At 62.8% G+C, this 21,956-nt stretch carries 18 protein-coding genes, 1 tRNA gene and 1 pseudogene; 15 read left to right on the top strand and 5 right to left on the bottom strand.

Features of this window, described 5'->3' with window-relative positions:
- The 3 genes from AC5ZG1_RS41200 to AC5ZG1_RS41210 all read right to left on the bottom strand — a co-directional run.
- On the bottom strand, window positions 1-1,142 hold a 1,142-nt coding region (locus AC5ZG1_RS41200; RefSeq protein WP_496136288.1), incomplete at its 3' end, for a xanthine dehydrogenase family protein molybdopterin-binding subunit.
- Window positions 1,139-2,128, bottom strand: a complete 990-nt coding sequence (locus tag AC5ZG1_RS41205) for an FAD binding domain-containing protein (protein ID WP_035691962.1) — start codon at window positions 2,126-2,128, stop codon at window positions 1,139-1,141. The genes AC5ZG1_RS41200 and AC5ZG1_RS41205, both read right to left, overlap by 4 nt.
- On the bottom strand, window positions 2,125-2,616 hold the full coding sequence (locus AC5ZG1_RS41210) for a (2Fe-2S)-binding protein (protein ID WP_028167743.1): 492 nt from the start codon (window positions 2,614-2,616) through the stop codon (window positions 2,125-2,127). Before AC5ZG1_RS41210 ends, AC5ZG1_RS41205 begins: the two co-directional genes overlap by 4 nt.
- Window positions 2,617-2,745: 129 nt before the next feature.
- Here AC5ZG1_RS41210 and AC5ZG1_RS41215 point away from each other — a divergent pair, with 129 nt between their 5' ends.
- The 8 genes from AC5ZG1_RS41215 to AC5ZG1_RS41250 all read left to right on the top strand — a co-directional run bounded on the left by AC5ZG1_RS41215 (window position 2,746) and on the right by AC5ZG1_RS41250 (window position 14,052).
- Complete coding sequence (locus tag AC5ZG1_RS41215) at window positions 2,746-3,522, top strand: helix-turn-helix transcriptional regulator (RefSeq protein ID WP_496136289.1); 777 nt, start codon at window positions 2,746-2,748, stop codon at window positions 3,520-3,522.
- Window positions 3,523-3,598: 76 nt separating this feature from the next.
- Window positions 3,599-3,688: transfer RNA gene (locus tag AC5ZG1_RS41220), tRNA-Ser, on the top strand.
- A gap of 370 nt (window positions 3,689-4,058) precedes the next feature.
- Window positions 4,059-5,735, top strand: coding sequence for a site-specific integrase (locus tag AC5ZG1_RS41225; RefSeq protein WP_155255493.1), 1,677 nt, complete (start codon window positions 4,059-4,061; stop codon window positions 5,733-5,735).
- A 555-nt stretch (window positions 5,736-6,290) separates the two neighbouring features.
- The gene (locus tag AC5ZG1_RS41230; RefSeq protein ID WP_155255492.1) at window positions 6,291-6,461 is read left to right on the top strand and encodes a hypothetical protein; all 171 of its coding nucleotides are present in this window, start codon (window positions 6,291-6,293) and stop codon (window positions 6,459-6,461) included.
- 801 nt (window positions 6,462-7,262) lie between these two features.
- Window positions 7,263-7,859 (top strand): LemA family protein, encoded by a 597-nt coding sequence (locus AC5ZG1_RS41235; protein WP_496136290.1) that lies wholly within the window; start codon window positions 7,263-7,265, stop codon window positions 7,857-7,859.
- A gap of 67 nt (window positions 7,860-7,926) precedes the next feature.
- Window positions 7,927-9,876, top strand: coding sequence for a M48 family metallopeptidase (locus AC5ZG1_RS41240; protein ID WP_028167739.1), 1,950 nt, complete (start codon window positions 7,927-7,929; stop codon window positions 9,874-9,876).
- A 547-nt stretch (window positions 9,877-10,423) separates the two neighbouring features.
- Window positions 10,424-11,698, top strand: a complete 1,275-nt coding sequence (locus AC5ZG1_RS41245) for a serine hydrolase domain-containing protein (RefSeq protein ID WP_496136298.1) — start codon at window positions 10,424-10,426, stop codon at window positions 11,696-11,698.
- A gap of 290 nt (window positions 11,699-11,988) precedes the next feature.
- A complete protein-coding gene (locus AC5ZG1_RS41250; RefSeq protein ID WP_496136291.1) occupies window positions 11,989-14,052 on the top strand; it encodes an adenylate/guanylate cyclase domain-containing protein in 2,064 nt (687 codons plus the stop codon).
- 1,444 nt (window positions 14,053-15,496) lie between these two features.
- Here AC5ZG1_RS41250 and AC5ZG1_RS41255 read toward each other — a convergent pair.
- Together AC5ZG1_RS41255 and AC5ZG1_RS41260 are read right to left on the bottom strand one after the other, a co-directional pair.
- Window positions 15,497-15,985 (bottom strand): hypothetical protein, encoded by a 489-nt coding sequence (locus tag AC5ZG1_RS41255; RefSeq protein WP_496136292.1) that lies wholly within the window; start codon window positions 15,983-15,985, stop codon window positions 15,497-15,499.
- A 337-nt stretch (window positions 15,986-16,322) separates the two neighbouring features.
- Window positions 16,323-16,856 (bottom strand): hypothetical protein, encoded by a 534-nt coding sequence (locus tag AC5ZG1_RS41260; RefSeq protein ID WP_496136293.1) that lies wholly within the window; start codon window positions 16,854-16,856, stop codon window positions 16,323-16,325.
- A gap of 1,252 nt (window positions 16,857-18,108) precedes the next feature.
- On the opposite strand from AC5ZG1_RS41260, the gene AC5ZG1_RS41265 reads away from it, so the two are divergent.
- From AC5ZG1_RS41265 to AC5ZG1_RS41295, 7 genes and pseudogenes are all read left to right on the top strand, one after another.
- Entirely contained in the window at window positions 18,109-18,492 is a 384-nt protein-coding gene (locus AC5ZG1_RS41265; protein WP_496136294.1) for a hypothetical protein, read from the top strand.
- A gap of 624 nt (window positions 18,493-19,116) precedes the next feature.
- A complete protein-coding gene (locus AC5ZG1_RS41270; protein WP_496136295.1) occupies window positions 19,117-19,305 on the top strand; it encodes a hypothetical protein in 189 nt (62 codons plus the stop codon).
- A gap of 405 nt (window positions 19,306-19,710) precedes the next feature.
- Window positions 19,711-19,893, top strand: a complete 183-nt coding sequence (locus AC5ZG1_RS41275; RefSeq protein ID WP_496136296.1) for a hypothetical protein — start codon at window positions 19,711-19,713, stop codon at window positions 19,891-19,893.
- Between the two features lie 327 nt (window positions 19,894-20,220).
- Complete coding sequence (locus AC5ZG1_RS41280) at window positions 20,221-20,790, top strand: porin (RefSeq protein ID WP_496136297.1); 570 nt, start codon at window positions 20,221-20,223, stop codon at window positions 20,788-20,790.
- Window positions 20,685-20,987 (top strand): annotated as a pseudogene (locus tag AC5ZG1_RS41285) (porin); the annotation flags it as partial. The gene AC5ZG1_RS41280 and the pseudogene AC5ZG1_RS41285, both read left to right, overlap by 106 nt.
- A gap of 190 nt (window positions 20,988-21,177) precedes the next feature.
- Window positions 21,178-21,339 carry a hypothetical protein gene (locus AC5ZG1_RS41290; RefSeq protein ID WP_496136300.1) on the top strand — a complete coding sequence of 54 codons (162 nt, stop codon included), beginning with the start codon at window positions 21,178-21,180 and terminating at the stop codon, window positions 21,337-21,339.
- A 72-nt stretch (window positions 21,340-21,411) separates the two neighbouring features.
- Window positions 21,412-21,798, top strand: coding sequence for a porin (locus tag AC5ZG1_RS41295; protein WP_496136299.1), 387 nt, complete (start codon window positions 21,412-21,414; stop codon window positions 21,796-21,798).
- The last annotated feature ends 158 nt before the right edge of the window (window positions 21,799-21,956 follow it).

Genomic DNA, 21,956 nt, shown 5'->3' on the forward strand with positions numbered 1-21,956 from the left:
CTGCTCCAGGGCCGGCCGTTCTCCTGGTCGTGATCAGCAAAATTGTTGAGGCGCAATTCGAGCGGATCGACTCCGAGTAGCTCAGCCGCCTCGTCCATCGCCGACTCCAGTGCAAACGTGCCGGGGGCCGTTCCCGGCGCGCGCATCGGAACCGGTTGCGGCTCGTTGGTGCGCACGAGGCTGTGACGCGTGGTGACGTTGGGGCAGGCGTAAAGGAAGCGCGTGTAGACCGCGGTCGAGTCGGAAAACTCCGCATGTGTCGAGGTTTGCGCGATGACATCGTGCTCGATGGCCGTCAGCCGGCCATCGACGAAGCCGAGCGCGAGATCTTGCGCCGTCTCCTGCCGCCGCCCGACCAGGGTGAACATCTGTGCGCGGGTCAGCTCGAGCCGCACCGGACGGTTCGTCTTTCGCGACGCCAGCATCGCCCAGAACATCCACGGCCACCACAGCTGTCCCTTGCAGCCGAAGCCGCCGCCCAGATAGCGCGACAGCACGCGGATGTCGGCGGGCGGCATCTCGAACGCATGCGCGATCATCGCGCGCGTCCCGAAGATCGCCTGGGTGCAGGTGTGGACGACGGCCTTCTGGCCTTCCCACCAGCAGACGACCGCATGAGGCTCCATCGGATGATGGTTGTTGACGGCAGTGGTGTAGCGGCGCCGGACCACGAGCCCGGCTTCGCTCAACGCCTTCGCAGAATCGCCGCGGCGGGTCGAGGCCGGGAAACGCCCGACCATCGCCGGCTCATAGGCCTGGTCCAGCGCCTGGCCCATTTGCGTCAACGTGGTGCGCGCTGCGATCGAGGCTTGTGTCGCCTTCGCCGCTTCGCGGGCCTTCGACAGCGTAGTGGCGGCGACGAGCGCGACGGGCTGGCCGTGAAAATGAATCGCCTTCTCCCGGATCAGGGCGGTTGCTGCCGACGGCTTCAGCGATGCGGCATCTTCATGCGTGACGAGGGTGGCAAATCCCGGCAGCTTGGCAGCGCGCGATGCGTCGAGCGACTGCAATTCGCCGCAGGCGATGGGCGACTCCACGAGGGCCGCGTGCAGCAGGCCCTCGGGCATCATCTCGCCTTCATAGCGGGCCTGGCCGGTGACCTTGAGGGTGCCTTCATAGCGCGCGATGGTTCGGTTCTTCACGAATGGCCTCCGGCCGTTTGCAGGGCGCGAATGACGGCGTTGCGCAGCAAGGGGATCTTGAATGCGTTGCCTTCGAGCGGGCGCGCGCCTTCGATTGCGAGCGCGCCGGCCTCGGCAAAGGCGTGCTCCGTCGGTGCGCGACCGATCAGCGCCGCCTCGCTTTTCTCAAGTCGCCAGGGCAGTGGTGCAACACCGCCAGCCGCGAGCCGCGCCTCGGCGATGACGCTATCCTCGATGCGCAGCGCCGCCGCGACGGAGACGACGGCAAATTCGAACGAGGCGCGATCGCGGATCTTCAGATAGGTCGCGTGGTTTGAGAAACGCGCCGCATTGAGCATGCGGATCGCCGTGATCATCTCCCCGGGGCGCAGAGATGAATCGGGTGCGGTGGTCTCGCCCGGCAGCGGGTAAAGCTCGGACAGTGCGAGTTCGCGTTCGCCGCTATCACTGCTCACCACGATCCTGGCGTCAAGCGCGGCCAGCGCCACCGCGAGGTCGGACGGATGCGTGGCGACGCAGCCGGGCGAGCCACCGAACAGCACGGCATGGCGGTTCTCGCCATGTCGGGTGCCGCATCCGGACCCGGGATCGCGCTTGTTGCAGGCCAGTCCCGCGTCGCGAAAATAGGGACAACGTGTCCGCTGCAGCAGATTGCCGCCCATGGTTGCGACATTGCGCACCTGTCCGCTGGCGCTCGCAAGGATCGCATCGCATACAAGAGGATAGTGCGCTTTCACCTCTGCATGGGCGGCGATGTCACTCAGCCGCGCCATCGCGCCGATGCTGAGCGTGTCGCCGGCACGGATAATGGTCGCAAGCGGGAGGTGCGAGATGTCGATCACGTCCTGCGGCGCGGTCAGCGACGCTTTCCAGAGCGGTAGCAGATCGGTGCCGCCGGCGAGATAGGCGGCACCTGCCCTCTCGCCGCGCGCGAGCGCATCGGTGAGTTCGGCCGCGCGAATATAATTGAAGGAAGCGCTGCTCATAGCCCGCCGACCTCCGCGATCGCAGCGACGATGTTGGCATGGGCGCCGCAGCGGCAGAGATTGCCGCTCATGCCTTCGCGGATGTCGTCGATCGAGCGTGGCCCCTCCGCCAGCAAGGCGATCGCGGACAGAATCTGGCCCGGCGTGCAGTAGCCGCACTGGAGCGCATCGTGCCGGATGAACGCATCCTGCAGCGGATGCAGGCGATCGGCCGTGCCGATCCCCTCTATCGTCGTCACGTCGGCGTCGCCAAAGGATGCTGCCAGCGCCAGGCAGGATGCGATCCGACGGCCCGCGACCAGCACCGTGCAGGCGCCGCAGCCGCCCATGTCACAGCCCTTCTTGGTGCCGGTGAGCCCGAGCTCGTCGCGGATCACGTCCAGCAGGGTCGCGGTCGGCGCGATCTCGCGCTCGTATCGCGTGCCGTTGATCTTTATGGACAGCGCGATGCTCTGTTTCGGAATGTTGGCGTTCGGTGATTGCGTCATGTGGTGTACATCGCCGTGGCACTGGAATGTTCGGCTGCGATTATGGCAGGCTAGGGCGAAGCTGGAAGGCATGGTATTATCCTAGGATTGGCACGTCCCCCCTTTGGGCGTTGTTCGAAAGGTGCTGCAGTGATCGAGAAGAGCCGCAGTGAGCTCGGGGATTTCCTGCGCTCGCGTCGTGAGAAATTGCGGCCGCGGGATGTGGGGCTTGCCGACGGACGGCGGCGGCGAACCGCCGGTCTGCGGCGCGAGGAAGTGGCCGAACTCGCCGGCATTGGCGTCGATTGGTATGTGCGCCTGGAGCAGGGCCGCTCCGTCAATCCGTCGATCACGACGATCAATGCGCTGGCCCGTGCGCTCAGGCTCAGCAAGGTCGAGCACCTTCACCTCAAGGCCCTGACGCGCTCCGGCGAGCGACAGGGTTTCCAGCAGGAGACGGTGCCGGCGTCATTGCAGCGGATGATCGACGCCATGAAACAGCCGGCCTATGTGACCGGGCGCAGATGGGATCTGCTCGGCTGGAACAAGGCGGCGAACGACATTTTCGCCTTCGATCAGCTCGCGAGCGAGGACCGCAACGTGCTCGTCTCCATGTTGACGCGGCCCTCGGCGCGGAAGCTGTTCGGGGCGGCCTGGGCCGATGAAGCCAAGCGCGTCGTCGCGCAGTTCCGAGCGGTGCATGATCTATGGGCCGACGATCCCGCGTTTCATGAGCTGTTGCTCAAGCTCAGGAAAGGCTGCCCGGAATTTTCGGTCTGGTGGAAAACCCACGACATCCGCGGCACAGCCGCCGGCATCAAGCGGCTGCATCATCCGAAGAAGGGCGTCGTGTCCTTCGAACATGCGAGCTTCCAGGCCAATGACGACCCGTCGTTGCGGGTCGTGATCTACACGCCGGTGAAGTAGGGGGCGGCGGGGTTCTACTGACAGTCGCCAAATTGCGGCCCCGACCACGAGGGCCTAGGCCCCCGATTTGGCGCCTGGAGAGGTGGCAGAGTGGTTGAATGCACCGCACTGGAAATGCGGCATAGGTGCAAGCCTATCGGGCGTTTGAATCCCTCCCTCTCCGCCAGTTAATTCGCCCATCCGCCACTTTTTGGACCTGCAAAAAGCCTCGGAAAACAACGTCTCCGGCCTGCCCGAGTGTGCAAGTGTCGAAGCGTGTATCCCGCAATGTAGTCCGCAAAGTAGTCCGACAGAAAAGTGCATCCGAGCGCCCCGCGCGCCGGCCCAGAGAACCGGGGCGGGCACCAACCTATCTGGTGCGTCGGCTTTCCACGTATTTCTTCCAGATCCGGCCCCCCTCAAACCTTGCAGCCAGTCTGCCGTCATGCGCTCGTATTCGGGTGCGACTTGAGGTGCTTCCGCATCGCGAGGCGCAGCGGCGGGCCTCTTGGCTAGGCGCGCTGGCGCAAACCGGCTTCAGCCAGTGGAGATGCGGGGTGAATATTCACACCGGGGAAGAGATACCGTGCAGCGATGTCGGGTTTCCGAAGGGCAATAGCCCTGAGGAGTTCCTCGCGAACATGCTCGCCTTCCTCGAAACCGCAGCGGCCAAGATTGCCAATCCTCCTCCCTGGCCGGATTTTTCGCCTGACGTGCTGCGCGATATCGCCTCGATCCAAGAGGCGGTGCTGATCGAAAAGGAGGTCAGCAAAGGTGGAACGGGAAATCCGACGGTCGTGGGCCGTGCCGATCTGTTGCGCCAAGACGTCTGGAATCGCTGGCGAGCCGGTGCGGGCCTGGCGCCTGGTGGTGAGCCGTTGTCGGACGTGCTCGGCAAGCTCACCGAGGTCGCCGATCGGCAACTTGCAATTCTGGAACGGACCTCGGCGGCGCCGACTGGTCGCTCTGCCATCTCGCACGCCCTCAGGCCGGCGAAGCCGCCGCGTCAATCACCTGAACAGCCGCCGGCAGACGTTCCGCCCACCGTCGACACATCGTCCGCGCCGAAATTCGGCGAGCTGGAAGATGAATATTTCGGGCTTCGAAGGGCTGGGGGAGCATCTGAGAGCGCCATCAGCACTGGCAGGATGCGTGCGGCGGCCTTCAAGGCACTTGTCGGAGATCGCCCAATCGATTGCTATTTGCCAATTGACCTCCAGAATTTCGTCAACGAGCTTCAGTATGTCCCGCTTGAGCTTTCGCGTGAGGGCGAAAATACCGAAGAGCTGCGACAGATGGGGATCCATGCGGCGATCGCAAAGAATAAGGCCGAAAGCTGCTACGAGCCGCTCGCACTGAAAACCATCCAAGATGGATACGTGCAGACGGTTCGAGCTATCATTAACAATGCGGTAGGATTGCATCGCCTTCGTAACCCGTTCGAAGGCTATAGGGTGCGATGGCCGGACAACGCCAAACCCTCAGTAAAGCGCGAGGCGCTCGACTACGAAAAGGTCGACAAGGTCTTCAGACTGGGTGTCGACAGCGGCTATTTGGACGACGCGATGTTGGGGCCCCTGTGCCTTCTCTCCTCGCGTCGGATCGGAATCCTTCCCTTTATCCGAGGCAGCGATTTTGACCGCAAACACGGAGTCGATATCGTTCGCGTGAATGGCATTGTCTACGACAAAGAAAAAGGCATGTACAAGCGGATCGGATACAAGACCGAGGGAAGCCTCCGCTTCTTCGTCCTACACGACTTTTTCCGCCGTATTGGCTTTGTTGATTGGGCGACCGAGCAGGGCGATAACTTTATCTTCCGCTTGCTCGCATCCACGTCCGATCCCGGTGACGTCGCATCCAAGCGTGTGAACCGACTCCTCAAAAAGGCCGGCGCCATCGGCATGAACATCGAGGTGGCCCATTTCCTGACGCGGAATAGGCTTACTCAAGAAGCGGCCGCAGCCTTGCTAGGCAGAGGCAGAAGGCAAATTGCGACCTATGCCAAGCGAGGCCCAATCCCTCGCGTGATCGCGCTCGCTTGCTACGGGTTTGAATCTCTGAGCGCGATCGGTTCTTGCAAGGCTCGGGCAGCGATATCAACGCACAACCACCCACAGTTTATACCAGCCGGGCTCCAGAGCAGAGCGAACAATCTCGCGGCGCCGCCGGCAGTGCAGCGCAACGTCAACGCGTTTCGTCGTGAGACTAAATCTTCTCTTTCCGGCCGATGACGGGGAGCACGGGTCATTGCGCTGCTAGTTTTGTGCGCCGTGACGCAAGCTAGTCCTTCGCTGTCATTCGCCGCGGCAGCCGTCGACGCTCTATTTGACAGCCGTCCCGCGCGTGTGTTGGCGCGTTCAGCGCGCGCCCAGCTCCTTTCGCGTCGCATGCGTGCAGCCAATCCCAGAAGCTCGGCAGCTATTTGGTTGGCTTCGGCGTGCGGCCTCTCGCGCTGGAGCAGCACGTCAATGTCGTCGATCGCGACCAGAGTTTTTGGGCCTTCGGGCGGCGGCAACGCCGGGGAGCCGCCGACTATCTGAACGGACTGTCATCCAACCTTCCTACCGAAGGCTAGAGAGCGAAGGAATAAGCCGTGCCAAGCATGTGGCAGACGTGGCGGGCGCTTGCTGGCTCTTGGATGAGATTGCTCTCGCCCAGGGCTATGTTCGGAATCAATTTAGGTTTGGAGACTGGTCGTAAAAGATTCCGCCGCTACGCGGACTTCGCGAGGGCGGCAAAGACCGCATGGCCTGCGATGGTTTGTTCCGGCCCGCTCCGAGACGGCCGTGCTGTTGTGGCTGTTTCTCCTCGGCACCGGCTGGAATCCTTCGACCGCCTGCGGCATCGACGTGCTCGATCCGGACGGCTGGTGGCAGCCGCATCCGCAAAGCGATCTTTTCGCGATCATTCATGCCTGGAAGGACTGCGCCAACGCCATCAGTTCTCCATCTCGATGACCCGGCCGGAATGGCATCCCTTCCGCGTGTTGCAATACGTCATCGAGAAGACGGCACCGCTTCGCAAGCAAGTGCTGGCCGAACTTGCGGACGCGAGGCGCCGCGCGGCCGCCAACCCGAAACTCAGCCTCCGTAAACCGATCGGCTCGACCGCCTCTCGCGGACGCCCTGGCTGTTCGCTGCGCGCGGCCAGATCGGTACGGTCTCCGGCTTCATCGGCGATCGATGACGAGTCCGCTCTACCTCCGACTCCGGATGTATTGCGGCGTCGCAGCGAACTGACGCGATGGGCCATTAGCAGCCATGGGCATCTCTCAGATTGATCGCCTTCGCGCTAAGTCACGGCATTGCGCCCGGCCGCCTCGCGAAACCATTTCGCGCTGAGCATCGGCGGCGCTTCTGCGTTTTGAAGTCCACCTGCACCATGCCGAAGCATCGCCGTAACCGGTGATCCACTCGAAATTGTCCATCGCTCCACATGAAGTTGTCTTTCAGCGGAATGCCTTCGGCGACGGTGCGAGAACTCACGCATCAGAACGGCCCGCCGCCGGGCGGCGCCTCGGCCGGTCCTCCGGCCAAGCTGGCCTCCCATCCTTGGAAAGTAGCCCCTCCACGGGGAATTGCATGCGGAGCGGGAAGGACCACAGAAGCGTCGGTGGCAGGCGATAATTGTGGTACCGTCCGAACTCGACCGTTCGCGGGATATGCCAAGTTTCTCGGCAGGGTTCCATAAGACAAGTCTAGCGCCGGTCGTTGCGCGATCGACCAGACCAACAGTCCTCTCGTCGGAGGTCAGGGCTCATGAGTCCCGCTACCATCACCCTGCTCGCGCTCCTGGGCGTCGTGCTGCTGCTCGCACTCTGGCTCATGGCCATCTACAACGGACTGGTGGTCGCCGGGAACCGCTTCAAGAACGCCTTCGCCCAGATCGACGTGCAGCTCAAACGCCGCTACGAGCTGATTCCGAACCTGGTCGAAGCCGTCAAGGGCTACATGGCCCACGAGAGGGAGACGCTCGACGCCGTCATCAAGGCCCGCAATAGCGCGATGGCGGCCGAGCAGAAAGTGGCCGCCAACCCCAGCGACCCGGCGGCCATCAGAGAGCTTAACCAGGCCGAGGCCCAGCTGGGCGGCATCCTGGGCCGGCTCTTTGCCCTGTCCGAGGCGTACCCGGATCTCAAGGCCAACCAGAACATGCTCGCCCTGCAGGAGGAGCTGAGCTCGACCGAGAACAAGATCGCCTTTGCCCGGCAAGCGTTCAACGACGCCGCCGCCACCTACAACATCCGGCGCGAGGTCTTCCCGGCCAACACGATGGCCGGCATGTTCGGCTTCGAGGAGGCGGCGCTGCTCGAAACTCCAGAGACCGAGCGCGCAGCGCCCAAGGTGTCGTTCTAACCCGAAACAACCACCGCTCCAGGCGTCCCATGCTTCCGTTTCCATGCTCCCAAAGCCGCCTCTGACCATGGCCACCAATTTCTTTCAGCAGCAGGATTCGGCCCGACGCCAGACCTTCCGGCTGGTGGTCTATTTCGTCCTGGCGATCCTGATTCTGATCGCCCTGGTGTACGGGCTGTTGCTGGCGCTCAGCATGTCTGGCGCCCCAGAGCCGGTGTCCTGGTGGCAGCCGGATCTGCTCCTGCTCGCGGCGCCGGGGGTGGGCCTTGTGGTCGGCGGTGCCAGCGCGTTCAAAGTGGCCCAGCTCGCTTCCGGTGGCCAGGCCGTCGCCCTGATGCTGGGCGGTGAGGAGGTGCCCGGCACGACCACCGACCTGCGCGAGAAGCGGCTGCTCAACGTCGTCGAGGAGATGGCGCTGGCCGCGGGCGTGCCGGTGCCCCCCGTCTATGTTCTCAAGGAGCCCGGCATCAACGCCTTCGCGGCCGGCTACGCGCCGGGCGATGCCGTGGTCGCCGTCTCCCAGGGCTGCCTCAACTATTTAACCCGCGACGAGCTGCAGGGCGTGGTGGCCCACGAGTTCAGCCACATTCTCAATGGCGACATGCGGCTCAACATCCGGCTGATCGGCCTGATCTTCGGGATCATGGCGTTGTCTATCATGGGCCGCATGCTCATGTTCGCGTCCGGCGGCCGCTCTTCGGGAAGGAATGATTCCCGTGCCGGCCTCGTGCTGCTGGGCCTGGGCGTGTTTGTGCTGGGCCTGGTGGGAGCGTTCTTCGGTCGGCTGATCATGGCGGCGGTGTCCCGGCAGCGCGAGTACCTGGCCGACGCCAGCGCCGTCCAGTTCACGCGCAACCCCGACGGCATTGGCGGGGCGCTCAAGAAGATCGGCGGGCTGGCGGAGGGGTCGCGCATCGACAACCCCCAGGCCGCCGAGGCCGCTCACATGTTTTTCGCCAACGCTTTCTCCGGCGGGACGCTCGCTGGACTGCTGGCCACCCACCCGCCCCTCGTCGAGCGCATCCGCCGGCTCGATCCCCAGTTCGACAGCCAATTCCCGGAGGTGCGGCCGGTCAGTGTCGATCAGGAAGAGCTCGAAGGCGCCCGCCGCGGCCGTGTCCCGCCATTCGCCGGCATGCCGAGGTTACCGGGGCTGCCGCAGGTGCCGTTGCCGGTCTTTGGGTTCGCCGACGAAGCCGCGTCCCGGGTCGGCCAAGTCGATCCGGAAGAAATCAGCTGCGCCAAGGCGCTGCACGACAGCATGCCGGACGTGCTCCGGGTCGCCGCCCAGGAGCCGTTCAGTGCTCGCGCCCTAGTCTACGCCCTTCTCCTGGACCCGCGGGCGGATCTGCGGGACCTCCAGCTGACCCGGCTGAAGGCCGGCGCTGAGCCGCACGACTTCGCCGAAACATTGCGGCTGGTCGCCGCTGTCAAGGCCCTGCCGGACACGCACCGGCTGCCCCTTCTGGACCTGACCATGCCAGCCCTGCGACAGATGTCGCCCGGCCAGCACCGGGCTTTCCGCGCCGAGGTCGAGGGGCTCATGATCGCTGACCAGCGGCTGAGCCTGTTCGAGTACACCCTCCGCTGTGTGCTGCATCGCCATCTCGACGCCCAGTTCCTGCCGCCGCGTCAGACGCGTCCAGTGCACAGCTCGCCGCAAAAACTGGCGCACCCGGTGGCGACGGTGTTGGCGTTATTGGCCTGGGAAGGCCAGTCGGACCCCGACCAGGCCGCCCGGGCTTTCGATATGGGCATGCGCAGCTACATTGGCGGCGACCACACCCACCGCTTGCCGCCCCGTGAGAAATGCTCTCTCGCTGAGTTCGACGCGGCGCTGCAAACGCTCAATCAATCCGTCCCCGCCATCAAGCGCCGGATCGTCGTCGCCTGCACGTCCTGCATCCTGGCGAACAAGCAGATCATCGTCCGCGAAGCGGAGCTGCTCCGCGCCATATGCGACACGCTCGACTGCCCGCTACCGCCGCTCGTCGTGGGGGAAGTGCAAGGACGATGAACGACAAGGCGCATCCTCGCCGTAGCCTGAGATGTCGAGCGCAACTGCGTGATATTGGTTGCTGCACATCTCGTAAGCCGCACCATTGTTTTTTCCGGATCATCCCAACGAGCAATGTCGAGCCACAATGCGCGCTTCTGAATCACTATCTTCCCCGGACTGCAGGGTTCAACAGTGGCGCGATCGCTCTCTCCATGCCCTTCCATGGGTTTCGCGCGACTGAATAGAGGCGTGACGCGAGAGTGACAAGAGCACTTTCGACCGCAAGATAGAAGCGGGCGCCGTGCGCTCGCTGATCGGGGATGCAAGCGGAGTGCTTGGTCCGGTTCGGGTCAACAGCGCCATTTGGCTGATGGGTCGATCACTTCCGCTCTACCCGATAAAGCGGACCATTTCGAAGCCAAGCCGAACTTCCCTCTTGGGCCAATAAGCGACATTGCGCACCGTAACGGCAGTAGCAAACCTCATTCAAATCGATATCCTGAATGTGCCACAAGCGCACGCAGAGCGAGCCACTTTATCTTCGCGGGAGCACGCCTTGACGCATATGCAACACTCACTGACAAAGGCCCTGGCATTCTTCAGTGCAATCGGATGTGTTCTTTTGACCGTCGCGCTCTCGACACCTAACGATCCTGCGATCAAGAACTTTTCGATAGGGCGATATTCGCAAATTACCTCTTGGTACAAGGAACGGGTTGATGCGGGCAAGGACCTGTCGGGTGCAGTCATCGCCATAGCTAAAGAGGGCAAGCTTGCTTATCTTCAACCCATTGGCTTCCAAGATCGCGCCAAGACCATTCCCATGACGACCGACTCGATCTTCTGGATCGCGTCGATGACCAAGCCGATCACCAGTGTTGCAGCCATGATGCTGGTAGACGACGGCAAGCTCGCTCTCGATGCTCCGGTCGCGAAATACCTGCCCGAGCTGAAGACCATGCAAGTCGCGACCGCGAAGCCTAACCCAGCGTCAGGGGAGATCGACATTGCTCTAGAACCGCCGAAGCGACCAATGACCGTGCGCGACCTGCTTCGTCATACTTCCGGCTTGGTCTATCCGCCGCAATTTGTAGATGAGCCGATCAACAGGCTCTATGCTAAGGCCGCTTTCAAGCCGGACAATTCCCTCGCCGAGTTTGTGACAAGTCTTTCGAGCTTGCCCCTGGCACACCAACCGGGTGAGGTCTGGGAATACAGCTGGGGCGTAGATGTTCTGGCGAGGGTTGTCGAAGTTGCTTCCGGCCAGCAGTTTGATCAATTCCTGCAGAGCCGCATTTTCAAGCCCCTCGGGATGGTTGACACCGGCTTCTATGTACCGAGCGAAAACCTCGGCCGCGTGGTCGAGGCACCAACGAAGCGTCCTCCTCAATTTGACATCACAAGGCCGCGCAAGCTCGTTTCAGGTGGCGGCGGACTTGCCTCCACGGCTCTTGACTACTTGCGCTTCTGCCAAATGTTGCTCAATGGCGGTGAGCTCGACGGAGTTAGGATACTCGCGCCTGAGACAGTGAAGCTGATGACCGCCGACGCGCTACCATACGATATTCGCTTTGTGGGCCGCAGTGTCGGCCCAGACCATGGGACAACGTTTGGGCTCGGCTTTGCCATTCGCACCAGTCGAACATCGAGCCTTAGTAGTCCCGGCGGGTCAATCGGCAGTTTTGGCTGGAGTGGAGTTTGGGGGACGGAGTTCTGGGTTGATCCGGCGCAGAAGGTGATCGCTGTACAAATGATCCAGGTCGCACCCGAAAAAGTCAGCGATTACTTCACGGCGATGCGCAATCTTACGTACGGAGCGCTGAATATCTCGCAACATTGAGTTCTTCGCGTCTTGTCGAATACCGAAGGCGACCGCTGCCGCGCGGCGACGTGCAGAAGCGGATTGCCGAGGTCCGCAAGGGGTCAAAATGCGAAGAACTCAGCGTGAGCAAATCTCGTCCGCTCCGCCCCACTAAGCGGACCCGCAGCGAGAGGTGTCGCCACTTCACTGATGGGCCAAAAGCTGCCCTTTCTCCGCACTCAACTCGTGACGTTTCACCGCGCCCAGCGCACGCCATCTTGAGATAGACTGGAGCACCTAGCGCGGAAGACGAGAGCCGGGAGGAGCCCATGGACGTCGGGGCCTGGCTGTGTGGTCTGGGGCTCGGACACTACGAACAGGCGTTCCGGGAGCACGACATCGACGCCGAGATCCTTATGGACCTCACGGCCGAGGATCTGATCGGGCTCGGCGTCGCCTCGATCGGCCATCGCCGCAAGCTGCTCGCCGCCATTGCTGCCCTGCGCGCCGGCTCAATGTCGGCGACCACCCCTGTCACGGCCGCGCCCACCGTTACCTCAGGGAAAGCGTCGATTGCACCACAGGCCGAGCGACGCCAGCTCACCGTGATGTTTGTCGACCTGGTCGACTCGACCGCCCTCGCAGCGCGGCTCGATCCGGAGGAGATGGCCGAAGTCTTGCGGACCTATCACAGCGCCGTGGCGGGCGCGATTGCGCGGTTCGAAGGGCACGTGGCGAAGTACATGGGGGATGGTGTGCTGGCCTATTTTGGCTATCCGCGCGCTCATGAGAGTGAAGCCGAACGCGCGGTGCGGGCCGGCCTCGCCGCGGTCGCGGCGATGCCCAGCCTGGGATCGGCGCATGGCGAGACGCTCGCGGCCCGTGTCGGCATCGCGACCGGCCCGGTGGTCGTCGGCGAGTTGATCGGCGAAGGCGCGGCGCGCGAGGAGACCGTGGTCGGCGATACCCCGAACCTCGCGGCGCGGCTGCAAACCCTTGCCGAGCCGGGCACCGTGGTGATCTCCGCCCGCACCCGGGAGCTCATTGGCGGGCTGTTCGAGCTTACCGAGCTCGGCATGCAGATCTTGAAAGGCTTTCCCGTTCCGGTGCGGGCGTGGCGCGTGGTCGGGGAAGGCGCCGCCGAGAGCCGGTTCGAGGCGTTGCACGGGGCAGGCCTGACACCGCTTGTCGGTCGCGAGCATGAGATCGGCCTGCTGCTCGAGCACTGGGAGCGGGCCAAGGAGGGGGACGGTCAGGTGGTGCTGCTCGGGGGCGAGCCTGGCATCGGCAAGTCGCGGCTCGTGCGGGCGCTGCGCGGGCGACTTGAGAATGAGCCGCATACGGCCCTGAGCCACTACTGCTCACCGCACCACCAGACCAGTCCGCTTCATCCGGTGATCGGCCTGCTGGAGCGGGCGGCGGGCTTCGCGGCGGCCGATCCCGCCGCAACGCGGCTCGACAAGCTCGAGGCGCTGCTCGCGTTATCGACCGATAATGTCACCGCGGTGGCCCCGCTGCTCGCGGCATTGCTGTCGCTCGAGACGGATGCGCGCTACCCGCCGCTTGATATGAGCCCGCATCGACAGAAGGAGCGAACGCTCGAGGAGCTGGTCAATCAGGTGTTGGGCCTCGCAACACGCCGGCCCGTCCTCGCCCTGTACGAGGACGTGCACTGGGCAGATCCGACCTCGCTCGAGCTGCTCGATCTCCTGGTTGACCGGGTGCAAGGCGCCCACGTGCTCGTCCTCATCACCTTCCGGCCCGAGTTCGATCCGCCCTGGACGCGCTATGCCCATGTCACCGCGCTGACCCTCAGCCGCTTGAGCCGCCGGCAGGGCGCGACCATGGTCGCGCGGTTGAGCGGCGGCAAGGCGCTACCTTCTGCGGTGCTCGACCAGATCGTCGCCAAGACGGACGGCGTGCCCCTGTTCGTCGAGGAGCTGACGCGCGCCGTGCTGGAGACCAATCTGCTCCGGGATGAGGGCGACCACTACGCGCTCGCGGGGCCGCTGCCGCCGATGGCAATCCCAACCACGCTGCAGGAGTCGCTGCTGGCCCGGCTCGACCGGCTGGCCCCGGCCCGAGAGGTAGCCCAGGTCGCGGCCGCGATTGGCCGGGAATTCACGAGCTGCTCGCGATTGTGGCCTCGCTGCCGGAGAGCGATCTGCAGGCGGGGTTGGATGACCTCGTCGGCTCGGGCCTGGTGTTCCGGCGCGGGATGCCGCCTCAGGCGACTTACAGCTTCAAGCATGCGCTCGTGCAGGACGCTGCCTATGCGACGCTGTTGCGCGCGAAGCGGCAGCGCTTGCACGCCGGGATCGCCGCCGCGATCGAGCAGCAATTTCCCGGGACGGTGCAGGCGCAGCCCGAACTCCTGGCCCACCATTACATGAAGGCCGGGCTCGCCAAGCCAGCGATCGAGTATTGGTTGAAAGCGGGACGGCGAGCCATCGCTCGCTCGGCGATGGCCGAAGCAGTCGCGCAGTTGCGGAACGGGCTGGATCTGCTCCTGGGCCTGCCGGAGGCCGATCGTGGGCGGCTGGAACTTGACCTCCAGGTGACGTTGGGCGTGGCGCTGATGGCTATGCAAGGCTGGGCAGCGCCGGAAGCTGGGCGGGCCAACGCCCGTGCCCGCGAGCTCTGCGAGCAGATCGGGGCCACCGCCCAGCTCTGGCCCGTGCTCTATGGTCAATGGGTGTTCCACGGCGTGCGCGCCGAGCACAACGCGGCGCGCCACGTGGCAGACGAGTTTTTGCGCCGGGTGCAGGATCATCAGGAGGCTTCCGTGACCCTGGTGGCTCACCGCGTCAGCGGGACTGGTGCCTTCTGGCGCGGCGAGGTGACTGCTGCCCGTCCTCATCTGGAGCGGGCGCTCGCTCTCTATGACTCGGAGCGGCACGGCTCGCTCGCCTTCCTCTACGTGCAAGATCCGCGCGTCGCGGCGCTGTCGGGGCTGTCATGGACGTTGTTTGCGCTGGGCTATCCGGACCAGGCTCGGGCGCGGAGTCACGAGGCGCTCGACTCCGCCCGCGAACTCGCTCACTTCAACACGCGGGCCTATGCCCTGTTGTTTGCGTGTTTCTTCGAGCAGTACCGTGGGGCCTGGCGCGAGGCAAAGGACCGAGCCGAGACACTGGTTGAGCTCTCGACCGAGCAGAATTTTCCGCATTTTCTCGCGGCGGCCACGGTGATCCGGGGATGGGCGCTGACTCAGTCGGGTGGGCTGGAGACAGGGCTCGCGCAGCTTCGACAGGGCCTCCCGGCCTGGCAAGCCACAGGGGCCGGGCTCTATGAGCCGTATTTCCTCGGTCTCCAAGCCGAGGCGCTCGGCCGTTCCGGCGCAGTGGAGGAAGGTTTGGATCTAGATGCACAGGCGCTGGACCGAGTGGAAGAGACCGGCGAGCGGTGGTTCGAGGCCGAGCTCCATCGGATCATGGGCGAGCTGATGCTGCGGCTGCCGAAGCCCGATCCGACGGCCGCAGAAGCAAAGTTCGCGCATGCGGCTGCAACCGCGCGCCACCAGGGCGCCAAGCTGTGGGAGTTGCGCGCAACGACATGCCTTGCACGACTTTGGGGAGAACAGGGCCGGCGCGGCGAGGCTCACGACCTGCTCAGCCCGCTCTATAGCCAGTTCACCGAGGGCTTTGCGACACCGGATCTCCAGGCTGCCAGCGCAATACTTCGAGAGACCACTGCCAGCTCCGAGCCGAAGAACCCGATCCCAAATACCAGTCGTTGAATCTGCATACGAGCATGCTGGGTCTCTTGGCGAAGTCGCCTGGACAGGGCGTGGTCCCGCGTGGTCCAGCTCCACCTCAGTTTACCGGACCCGCCTCGTTACTCGTTCACACACAACTCGCCGCGAGCGTGCGAATCAAATCCGCCGCCTTGCCGACCGATGCCGGTGAGAAAAATGAGCCGGCCGGTGGAGTTGCTGAATCGATCGGTTTCCTTGACGATCTTATCCAGCTGGCTGAAGGCCTGCGATTCGGTGTCGTACATGCCAGCAGTGGTGGTTGTGAATGTCCCCCTTTTTGCCGTGACGACTACCGTCCCCGCGTAAGATTGCAGCGTTTTGGGCAACGAAGGCAGTCCTGCCGTTTCGGCCATTCCGTGCGCCGTGAAAAACCACGTTGCGCCGCTTAGAGCGGGCTCGTTGCTCATCACTGTTCCGACGGTGCAAAGGTCGATCTGGCTTAAGCAACCTTCTTTGGTCATCTGAAGCGCAATTGTCGCCTCAAAGCTTCGGCACTGCGCGGGCTGTTGTGCCAAGCCGGCGCTCGTCGAAAGTGAAAGGATCAAGGTTGAAAGAAAGGCGGTTCTCATCATCCCCTCCTATAGCTGCGCACTCTACAGCCCATTGGAGGGGTAAAATAGAGCGTGCCGCTGCCAAATCGAAAGTCCGTTCTGGGTCACGATGCGAAGAACTCAGGGTAAGCAAATCTCGTCCGCGCCGCCCCAAGTAAGCGGACCGCAACGAGAGGTGTCGCCACTTCGCTGATGGGCCCAGCGGATGTCAGATCGGGCGTTGCCAGACCGACCGCTGTCGAGCGTTAATCATTACATCCCGCTAGCGTCCAGCGGGGTGTTCATGTTGGTTTTGTGCCCAAGTTGAGCACCTCACCGTGCATGCACGGCGCTTCCAATAGCGAGTTCTAGATGCTCATCTGGCCGGATCAGGTCGCGAACTTCCAACGGTCGCTGGAATCTTGTACTCGCCGCGGAGTTCATCCCACAAGGCCGTGTCGCTGATCAGGACGACGTGGTAGTCGCCGCGGCCCGTGATCCCCGCATACTTCCCCGTGCCGCCAATGAACTCGAAGGTGCCGCGTAGCTCCGGCAGTTTCGCGTCTTTCAGGACGTACTTGGCAAAGACCTTAGACCCATCGGCCTCTGTGAAAGTCTTGTAGCCGCCGCTGGAAGTGCCAGCATCCGTCAGATCCACCACCTGATAGCGAGCTTTGTCGAGGAAGGGCTTGCCATCTGCATTGAACACGGCGCCATCGTATTCGGCGAGCGACAGGGTATGGTCGGCCCGGTCTTCGAGCTTCACGCTCTTGCTCGACAGGGTGACCAAAACGGCTCGACCGAACCATTGGCCTGATTCTTCCGCTACAGCAGAGTCAGCGGTTACCGGGAACGCCAAAGCAAGTACAACACAACCCCACATACGCGATGCATTGAGATGATACCTCATGGTTTCCTCCCAGATGGGTTGCAGGTTTACAGATTACTAGTCGGAGCAAATACCTCCATAATCGAGTTTCCAGGATGCCGATCATACCACTCGCTTCCGGGAGGACTTGCAAAGAACGTTTCTGCATAATGCGTCTAATGGCCGCCGGGATTATGCATCGTTCCGTTGGGCACCCCCGGAGGAGAAGTCTGGCGTGAAAGGCGTTGGCCGGGACCTTTCCTGTCGCGACGAGATAGGTTCCGATGGTCCATCAATACCAGAAACATCGCCCACGAAAGGAAACCTGTCAGTACGTAGCCCGTGTTAGACATGTCCACCCGGACGCCCGGCAACGGGGCAACGTCAGCGTGGGCCAATACCGGTCCTGCGTTCAAGTGGCGCGACCACACCCAGCGCCGAATGACCTTCCAGGCCAGAGAACCAGCAAAGAAAAATGACATAGAACAAAATGCTATCGTCCCCCACACACGGACATCAGGGCTAGTCTCGTTGAGCCAAACGAGTGCCGCCATGCACAGAGACGCAGGGATAGCGCACGCCTGTGTCAGAACGTATCGGCGGCGCAGCGCTCGCGGCGCGCGGGAGCTCCAGACGAAATCATCAACCTCGAACCTGCGGGAAATCGTACCCACTGGCTCTTGGGGATACCATTTTCCCAATTCGCTCATGACGGACATGAAGCCCCATCCGGCAACGCCGATTAGCGCAATGGCAAGTAGGCATAAAATGAGCGACATCTCGCTTCTCCAGTCGCTAACTATTCAGCGTGTCAAGCATTAATAGTCCGCTAAGGGGCAACAGAAGACTCATCCACCGCAGTAGGCGTTGTTGTTGCCGCCCTGACACGTCAGGGCCGGAATTGGCCGCGGCACGGCAAAAAGCAAACATCACGAAAATACGAGGAGTGAGACAGCTCACAGACGTGCCTCGCTTTACACAGTAATCGAGGGCAGTCAGATAACCAGTGCGGCACGGATCGATTTCGTCACGAGGTCCTGTCGCGCGGCAATCCGCTTTCTTCGGTCTACAGGCGATTGACTCGGTAACGCGCGTTTCAAGCCGAGTTGAGCTTCGGGAAGCGGAATTTAAACGGAACAGACCGATCTCTCCCTACGTCAAGGCCGAAGGCATCCGCATCGGATGCTGCAAGCCGGTAGCTCGCGTTTGGACAGCACGCTCGCCTCACGAAGCGTGACCGCATTGTCTTGTCTGCGCGTGGGTCTGCGACGGTCGATACAGGAGAAAAACGACAATGATTTCATTCAAAGCTATTGCAGCGGCCGCGCTGCTGTCCGCGACCGCAGCGACGCCGGCATTCGCGCAAGACCGCGCCTTGTATATCAAAAATCTACGCGACTCCGGGTATAATCCGAGGAACGACTACAATCCGATCGGGACCATAAGAGCCGCCATCCAGGAGCCGGGCGCGTTCGCGTTCTACTATCCCAATCTGGACGTTCTGAATGGAGGGGCGCCAACGCCTGCTGCCAGGTTGTCTCCCGACTGGCCCGTGTTGAAGGGCGCGTGTGCGTCGGCCGGCGGCGGCGTCTCTTACTGCGGCGACCGCTACGGCTCTTATGATTTTGCGCCCGGCGCATTCCCGCGTCATCATGCCCGCCGCCGTCACCGGTCGTGACTCGACCGCGCGGTACAGCGCGATGCGCGGCCCCACGGCCGCGTGGCGCGCCGAGGTCCGCTGCGGGTCAAGAGCGTCGTTTGGGAAGTCGGCCGGTCGCTTCCGGTCTACCCCTATGAGCGGACCATCTCAGGGTGCGCTCGGACCTTCGCAGTTGGGCCATGTGTGGACGGCTCCGGGTTGGCAAGGGTTTTCTTTACGCATGCGGCGGTAGTCGGAGCAGCCATGTGTTCGGCCTGTTAGCGCGGTTCACGCGACCGCTGGCCATAGTGCCCTCCGCGGATCAGGTCCCGGTCAAAAGCGCGCATTCGAAGATGCGATGGCCCAAGTGGGTTGTCCTGATCGCCGGATCGACCGGCGCTGCATTACGTGCTGTTCGCCCTCCCAACCGTTACATCGCACCGGATGTCCGGTGCGAATTCCTTACGCCGCGAGCGTGATAGGTTCCCTGTAGCGCTCACCCGGGCCATCATGGCCCAGGCCGTTTACGAGTTATCGCGAGCGTTCGAACCTCTTCGCTCCCAATTGCGGTCGACCGCGACCGAGGGTTATCTCGCAAATGCCGCCTTGTATGACCGGTTGAAAAGGGCACAGTATATTCGCTTCGGGATCCAGGAGGATGCCATGCCCGAAGCACAAAACGACATTGATTATACTGTTGATATCGGCAGACACGAGACGACGTTCCGTGCGAACACATCCAAAGGTGAGGAATTCCTCGGCGGCGTCGACCTAACTATGTCCAATGAAGAAGCGCATTCATTCATACAGGATGCCCGTGCAGCAGGGCTGACGGTCAAGTCATTTTTCTAACGCTTCGCAACCCCATCAGCCACAAGAGCGCTCAGCTTCAACACCATTCCGGTTCAGTGCCACGGCGCTCACGCGACGCACTTGCACTTGTCGCAGCAAAATACGCTCACGGCGAAAATCGCGGAGTATCCGGCAAATCACCCAGATGCTGCATCAGCTCACCGCAGACCGCACATTTGCCATCAGCGACTTGGGGCCGCGCCCTCTGCGCGCTAAAGCTTTTCAGGCGCACTTTTGCTATAATGAACGGAAAGATTGCTAACCCAGATCACCCTGGGGCCCAGCTCGGCAGCCGCATACCGGCGGGGAGGGCGCGTGCATCTACCGAAAGCGAAATCGCGGGACGAAGCCGGCCGAAGAGTCCGATTCTATCTGGCTCTTGGCCTGGTGACGGCAGCGACGCTGATGCTGCAGATCATCGAGACCAGAATCATTTCCGTTATCTCATGGCACCACCTGGCCTTCTTCGTCATCAGTATTGCCATGTTCGGCCTGACCGCCGGCGCGGTTGCTGTCTATTTGCGCAAGGAGAGGTTCAGACCGGAGCGACTGGCCTACGACCTCGCCGTGGCGGCGCGTCCGGCGTGACCCGCACGCGAGCGCACGATGGTCTTGCTTAGCGAAAGCGCCGGTGCAGCTAGGAAGGCGGCTAAGGCGGTCCAGGAAACCACGGGGCGCGGCGCGGCCGCATGGCGCTCAGGCAGAACCGCCAGCGCTCCGATACAACCTCTTCGTGGCATGATGCGCCAATGCGCTCTGAAGCAGCGGTCGCATGCGTTGCGAAAAAGCCACCGCCGCGATATCAACCCGCCGGCGTCACGTCGCCGCGCATTGTGCGACATGCCTCCTGCGCTAAATGTTGTGGGTGCGTTCGATTTCAGAGTGGACGTACAGGTGTCACGGCGGAGGCCGGTAATGGCGACAGCTCGAATCCTTCTCGGTCCGGCGGCGAGCCTTTTGCTCGCAACCAGCGGAGCCGCGGGCGCTGACCTTCCTGTCAAAGCGAAGCCGATCGAATATGTGAAGATCTGCTCAGGCTATGGCCCCGGCTTCTTCTTCATCCCCGGCACCGATACCTGCATCAAGCTCGGCGGCTATCTCCGGGTCGACACCACGTTTAACGGCGGCATACAGGGCACGCCGGCCTGGAACGGCGACGCAGGCCAACGTAACCGCTACTTCGACTACTTCTCCGCCCGCGCCCGAATGCTATTGTCGGTCGATACCCGCACCGCCACCGAGTATGGCGTGGTCCGGACTTTCGGTCAGGGCCGGTTTACGTTCAGCACGCTTGGCAACAACACCTTCAATCCGAACTCGATCAACACTTCGCTGCCAGCCAGCAGTTGCTCGAGACTCCCGGCGGCGGCCAGGTTTCCATCCAGTACCTCTTTCTCCAGTTCGCAGGCTTCACCTTCGGTCAGTCGGCGTCTGCCTACGCGTCGCCCTGGCAAGGCTACCCCGGCAACATCACGGACTTCCTGATCGGCGGCCAGAACACTGATACCGGCGTCCAGAACATCCAGTACACTGCGGATTTCGGCAACGGCGTGACTAGCAGCATCGGCCTCGACGATCCGACGGTGTGGGACCGCACTGCGGTTTACAACCTGTCGCTGCCGCTGAACGCCACGCTGAACACGGGCAACGCTTACGCCGGCGTCCATGCGCCCGATGTGGTCGGCAACATCCGCATCGACCAGGCCTGGGGTCTGTTCCAGATTTCCGCCGCGGCGCATGAGGTCAACGGCTCCTACAATGTCCTGAACGCCCCTTGGAGCGCCGGCGGGCGCCGTCGGCCTGCCAGGCGCGGCGCCGACCGGAGCATCCGAGCTTTCCGGACATCCCGACACCTCGTGGGGCGGCGCGGCAATGGCGGCGTTGCAGATCAAGAACATCCCGACCGGTGCCGGCGACGACATCAAGATGGACGCGAGCTTTGCCAAGGGGGCGACGAAGTATGTCGTCTCGTCGGCTTCAACCTCGCCGAGCTTTGCCATGTTCGGCAATGCCAGCACGTTTGGCGCCTATTAGAGCATCGGGTTCGGTGCGACGACCGACGCCGTCTATCTGCCAGTCGCGGCCGGCGGCGACGGCTCGCTGCATCTGACCGAGGCCTTTGGCGTTCGTGGTGCGTTCAACCATAACTGGGACCCATACTGGTCGTCGAGCCTCTTCGGCTCGTATGTGGCGGTCCGCTATGACGGCGCCGCCAAGGCCTTCATGTGCGCCAACTACACCACGCCCGCCAAAGCGGTCAGTGCGGACTACATCTGCAACCCCGACTTCAACGTCTCGCAGCTTGGCGTCATCACCCGCTGGACCCCGGTCCAGAACCTGACCTTCTCGGCCGAAGTCCTATGGGTCCACCTCGATCAGCAATTCGAGGGCACGGCGGTTCTCGGAGCCGCGGCGCCCAAGCCGACCGCGCGCTACGAGTTCAAGGACCAGGACACGTTCCACCTGCAGCTTCGCGCCCAGCGGAACTTCTGAGGCCTTTTTGCAGCGAAAAGACCTGACAAGTCGCTCGGTATGTCTCGATCTAGGCGTCGGTAAAACCGGGGTATTGGACAGCTAGGACAAGATGGGCTGACGTCCGTGGCGCGGGAACTGCAACATCGGTATGTCCGACTTGATTTGCGACCGTATCG

This window comes from Bradyrhizobium sp. Leo78 (assembly GCF_059512425.1).

Coding starts and splice junctions, on each gene's coding strand:
- AC5ZG1_RS41255 (WP_496136292.1), bottom strand. CDS start 15,985: ATGAGAACCGCCTTTCTTTCAACCTTGATCCTTTCACTTTCGACGAGC.
- AC5ZG1_RS41290 (WP_496136300.1), top strand. CDS start 21,178: ATGGCGGCGTTGCAGATCAAGAACATCCCGACCGGTGCCGGCGACGAC.
- AC5ZG1_RS41245 (WP_496136298.1), top strand. CDS start 10,424: ATGCAACACTCACTGACAAAGGCCCTGGCATTCTTCAGTGCAATCGGA.
- AC5ZG1_RS41240 (WP_028167739.1), top strand. CDS start 7,927: ATGGCCACCAATTTCTTTCAGCAGCAGGATTCGGCCCGACGCCAGACC.
- AC5ZG1_RS41260 (WP_496136293.1), bottom strand. CDS start 16,856: ATGAGGTATCATCTCAATGCATCGCGTATGTGGGGTTGTGTTGTACTT.
- AC5ZG1_RS41210 (WP_028167743.1), bottom strand. CDS start 2,616: ATGACGCAATCACCGAACGCCAACATTCCGAAACAGAGCATCGCGCTG.
- AC5ZG1_RS41270 (WP_496136295.1), top strand. CDS start 19,117: ATGCCCGAAGCACAAAACGACATTGATTATACTGTTGATATCGGCAGA.
- AC5ZG1_RS41275 (WP_496136296.1), top strand. CDS start 19,711: ATGCTGCAGATCATCGAGACCAGAATCATTTCCGTTATCTCATGGCAC.
- AC5ZG1_RS41205 (WP_035691962.1), bottom strand. CDS start 2,128: ATGAGCAGCGCTTCCTTCAATTATATTCGCGCGGCCGAACTCACCGAT.
- AC5ZG1_RS41280 (WP_496136297.1), top strand. CDS start 20,221: ATGGCGACAGCTCGAATCCTTCTCGGTCCGGCGGCGAGCCTTTTGCTC.
- AC5ZG1_RS41250 (WP_496136291.1), top strand. CDS start 11,989: ATGGACGTCGGGGCCTGGCTGTGTGGTCTGGGGCTCGGACACTACGAA.
- AC5ZG1_RS41265 (WP_496136294.1), top strand. CDS start 18,109: ATGATTTCATTCAAAGCTATTGCAGCGGCCGCGCTGCTGTCCGCGACC.
- AC5ZG1_RS41235 (WP_496136290.1), top strand. CDS start 7,263: ATGAGTCCCGCTACCATCACCCTGCTCGCGCTCCTGGGCGTCGTGCTG.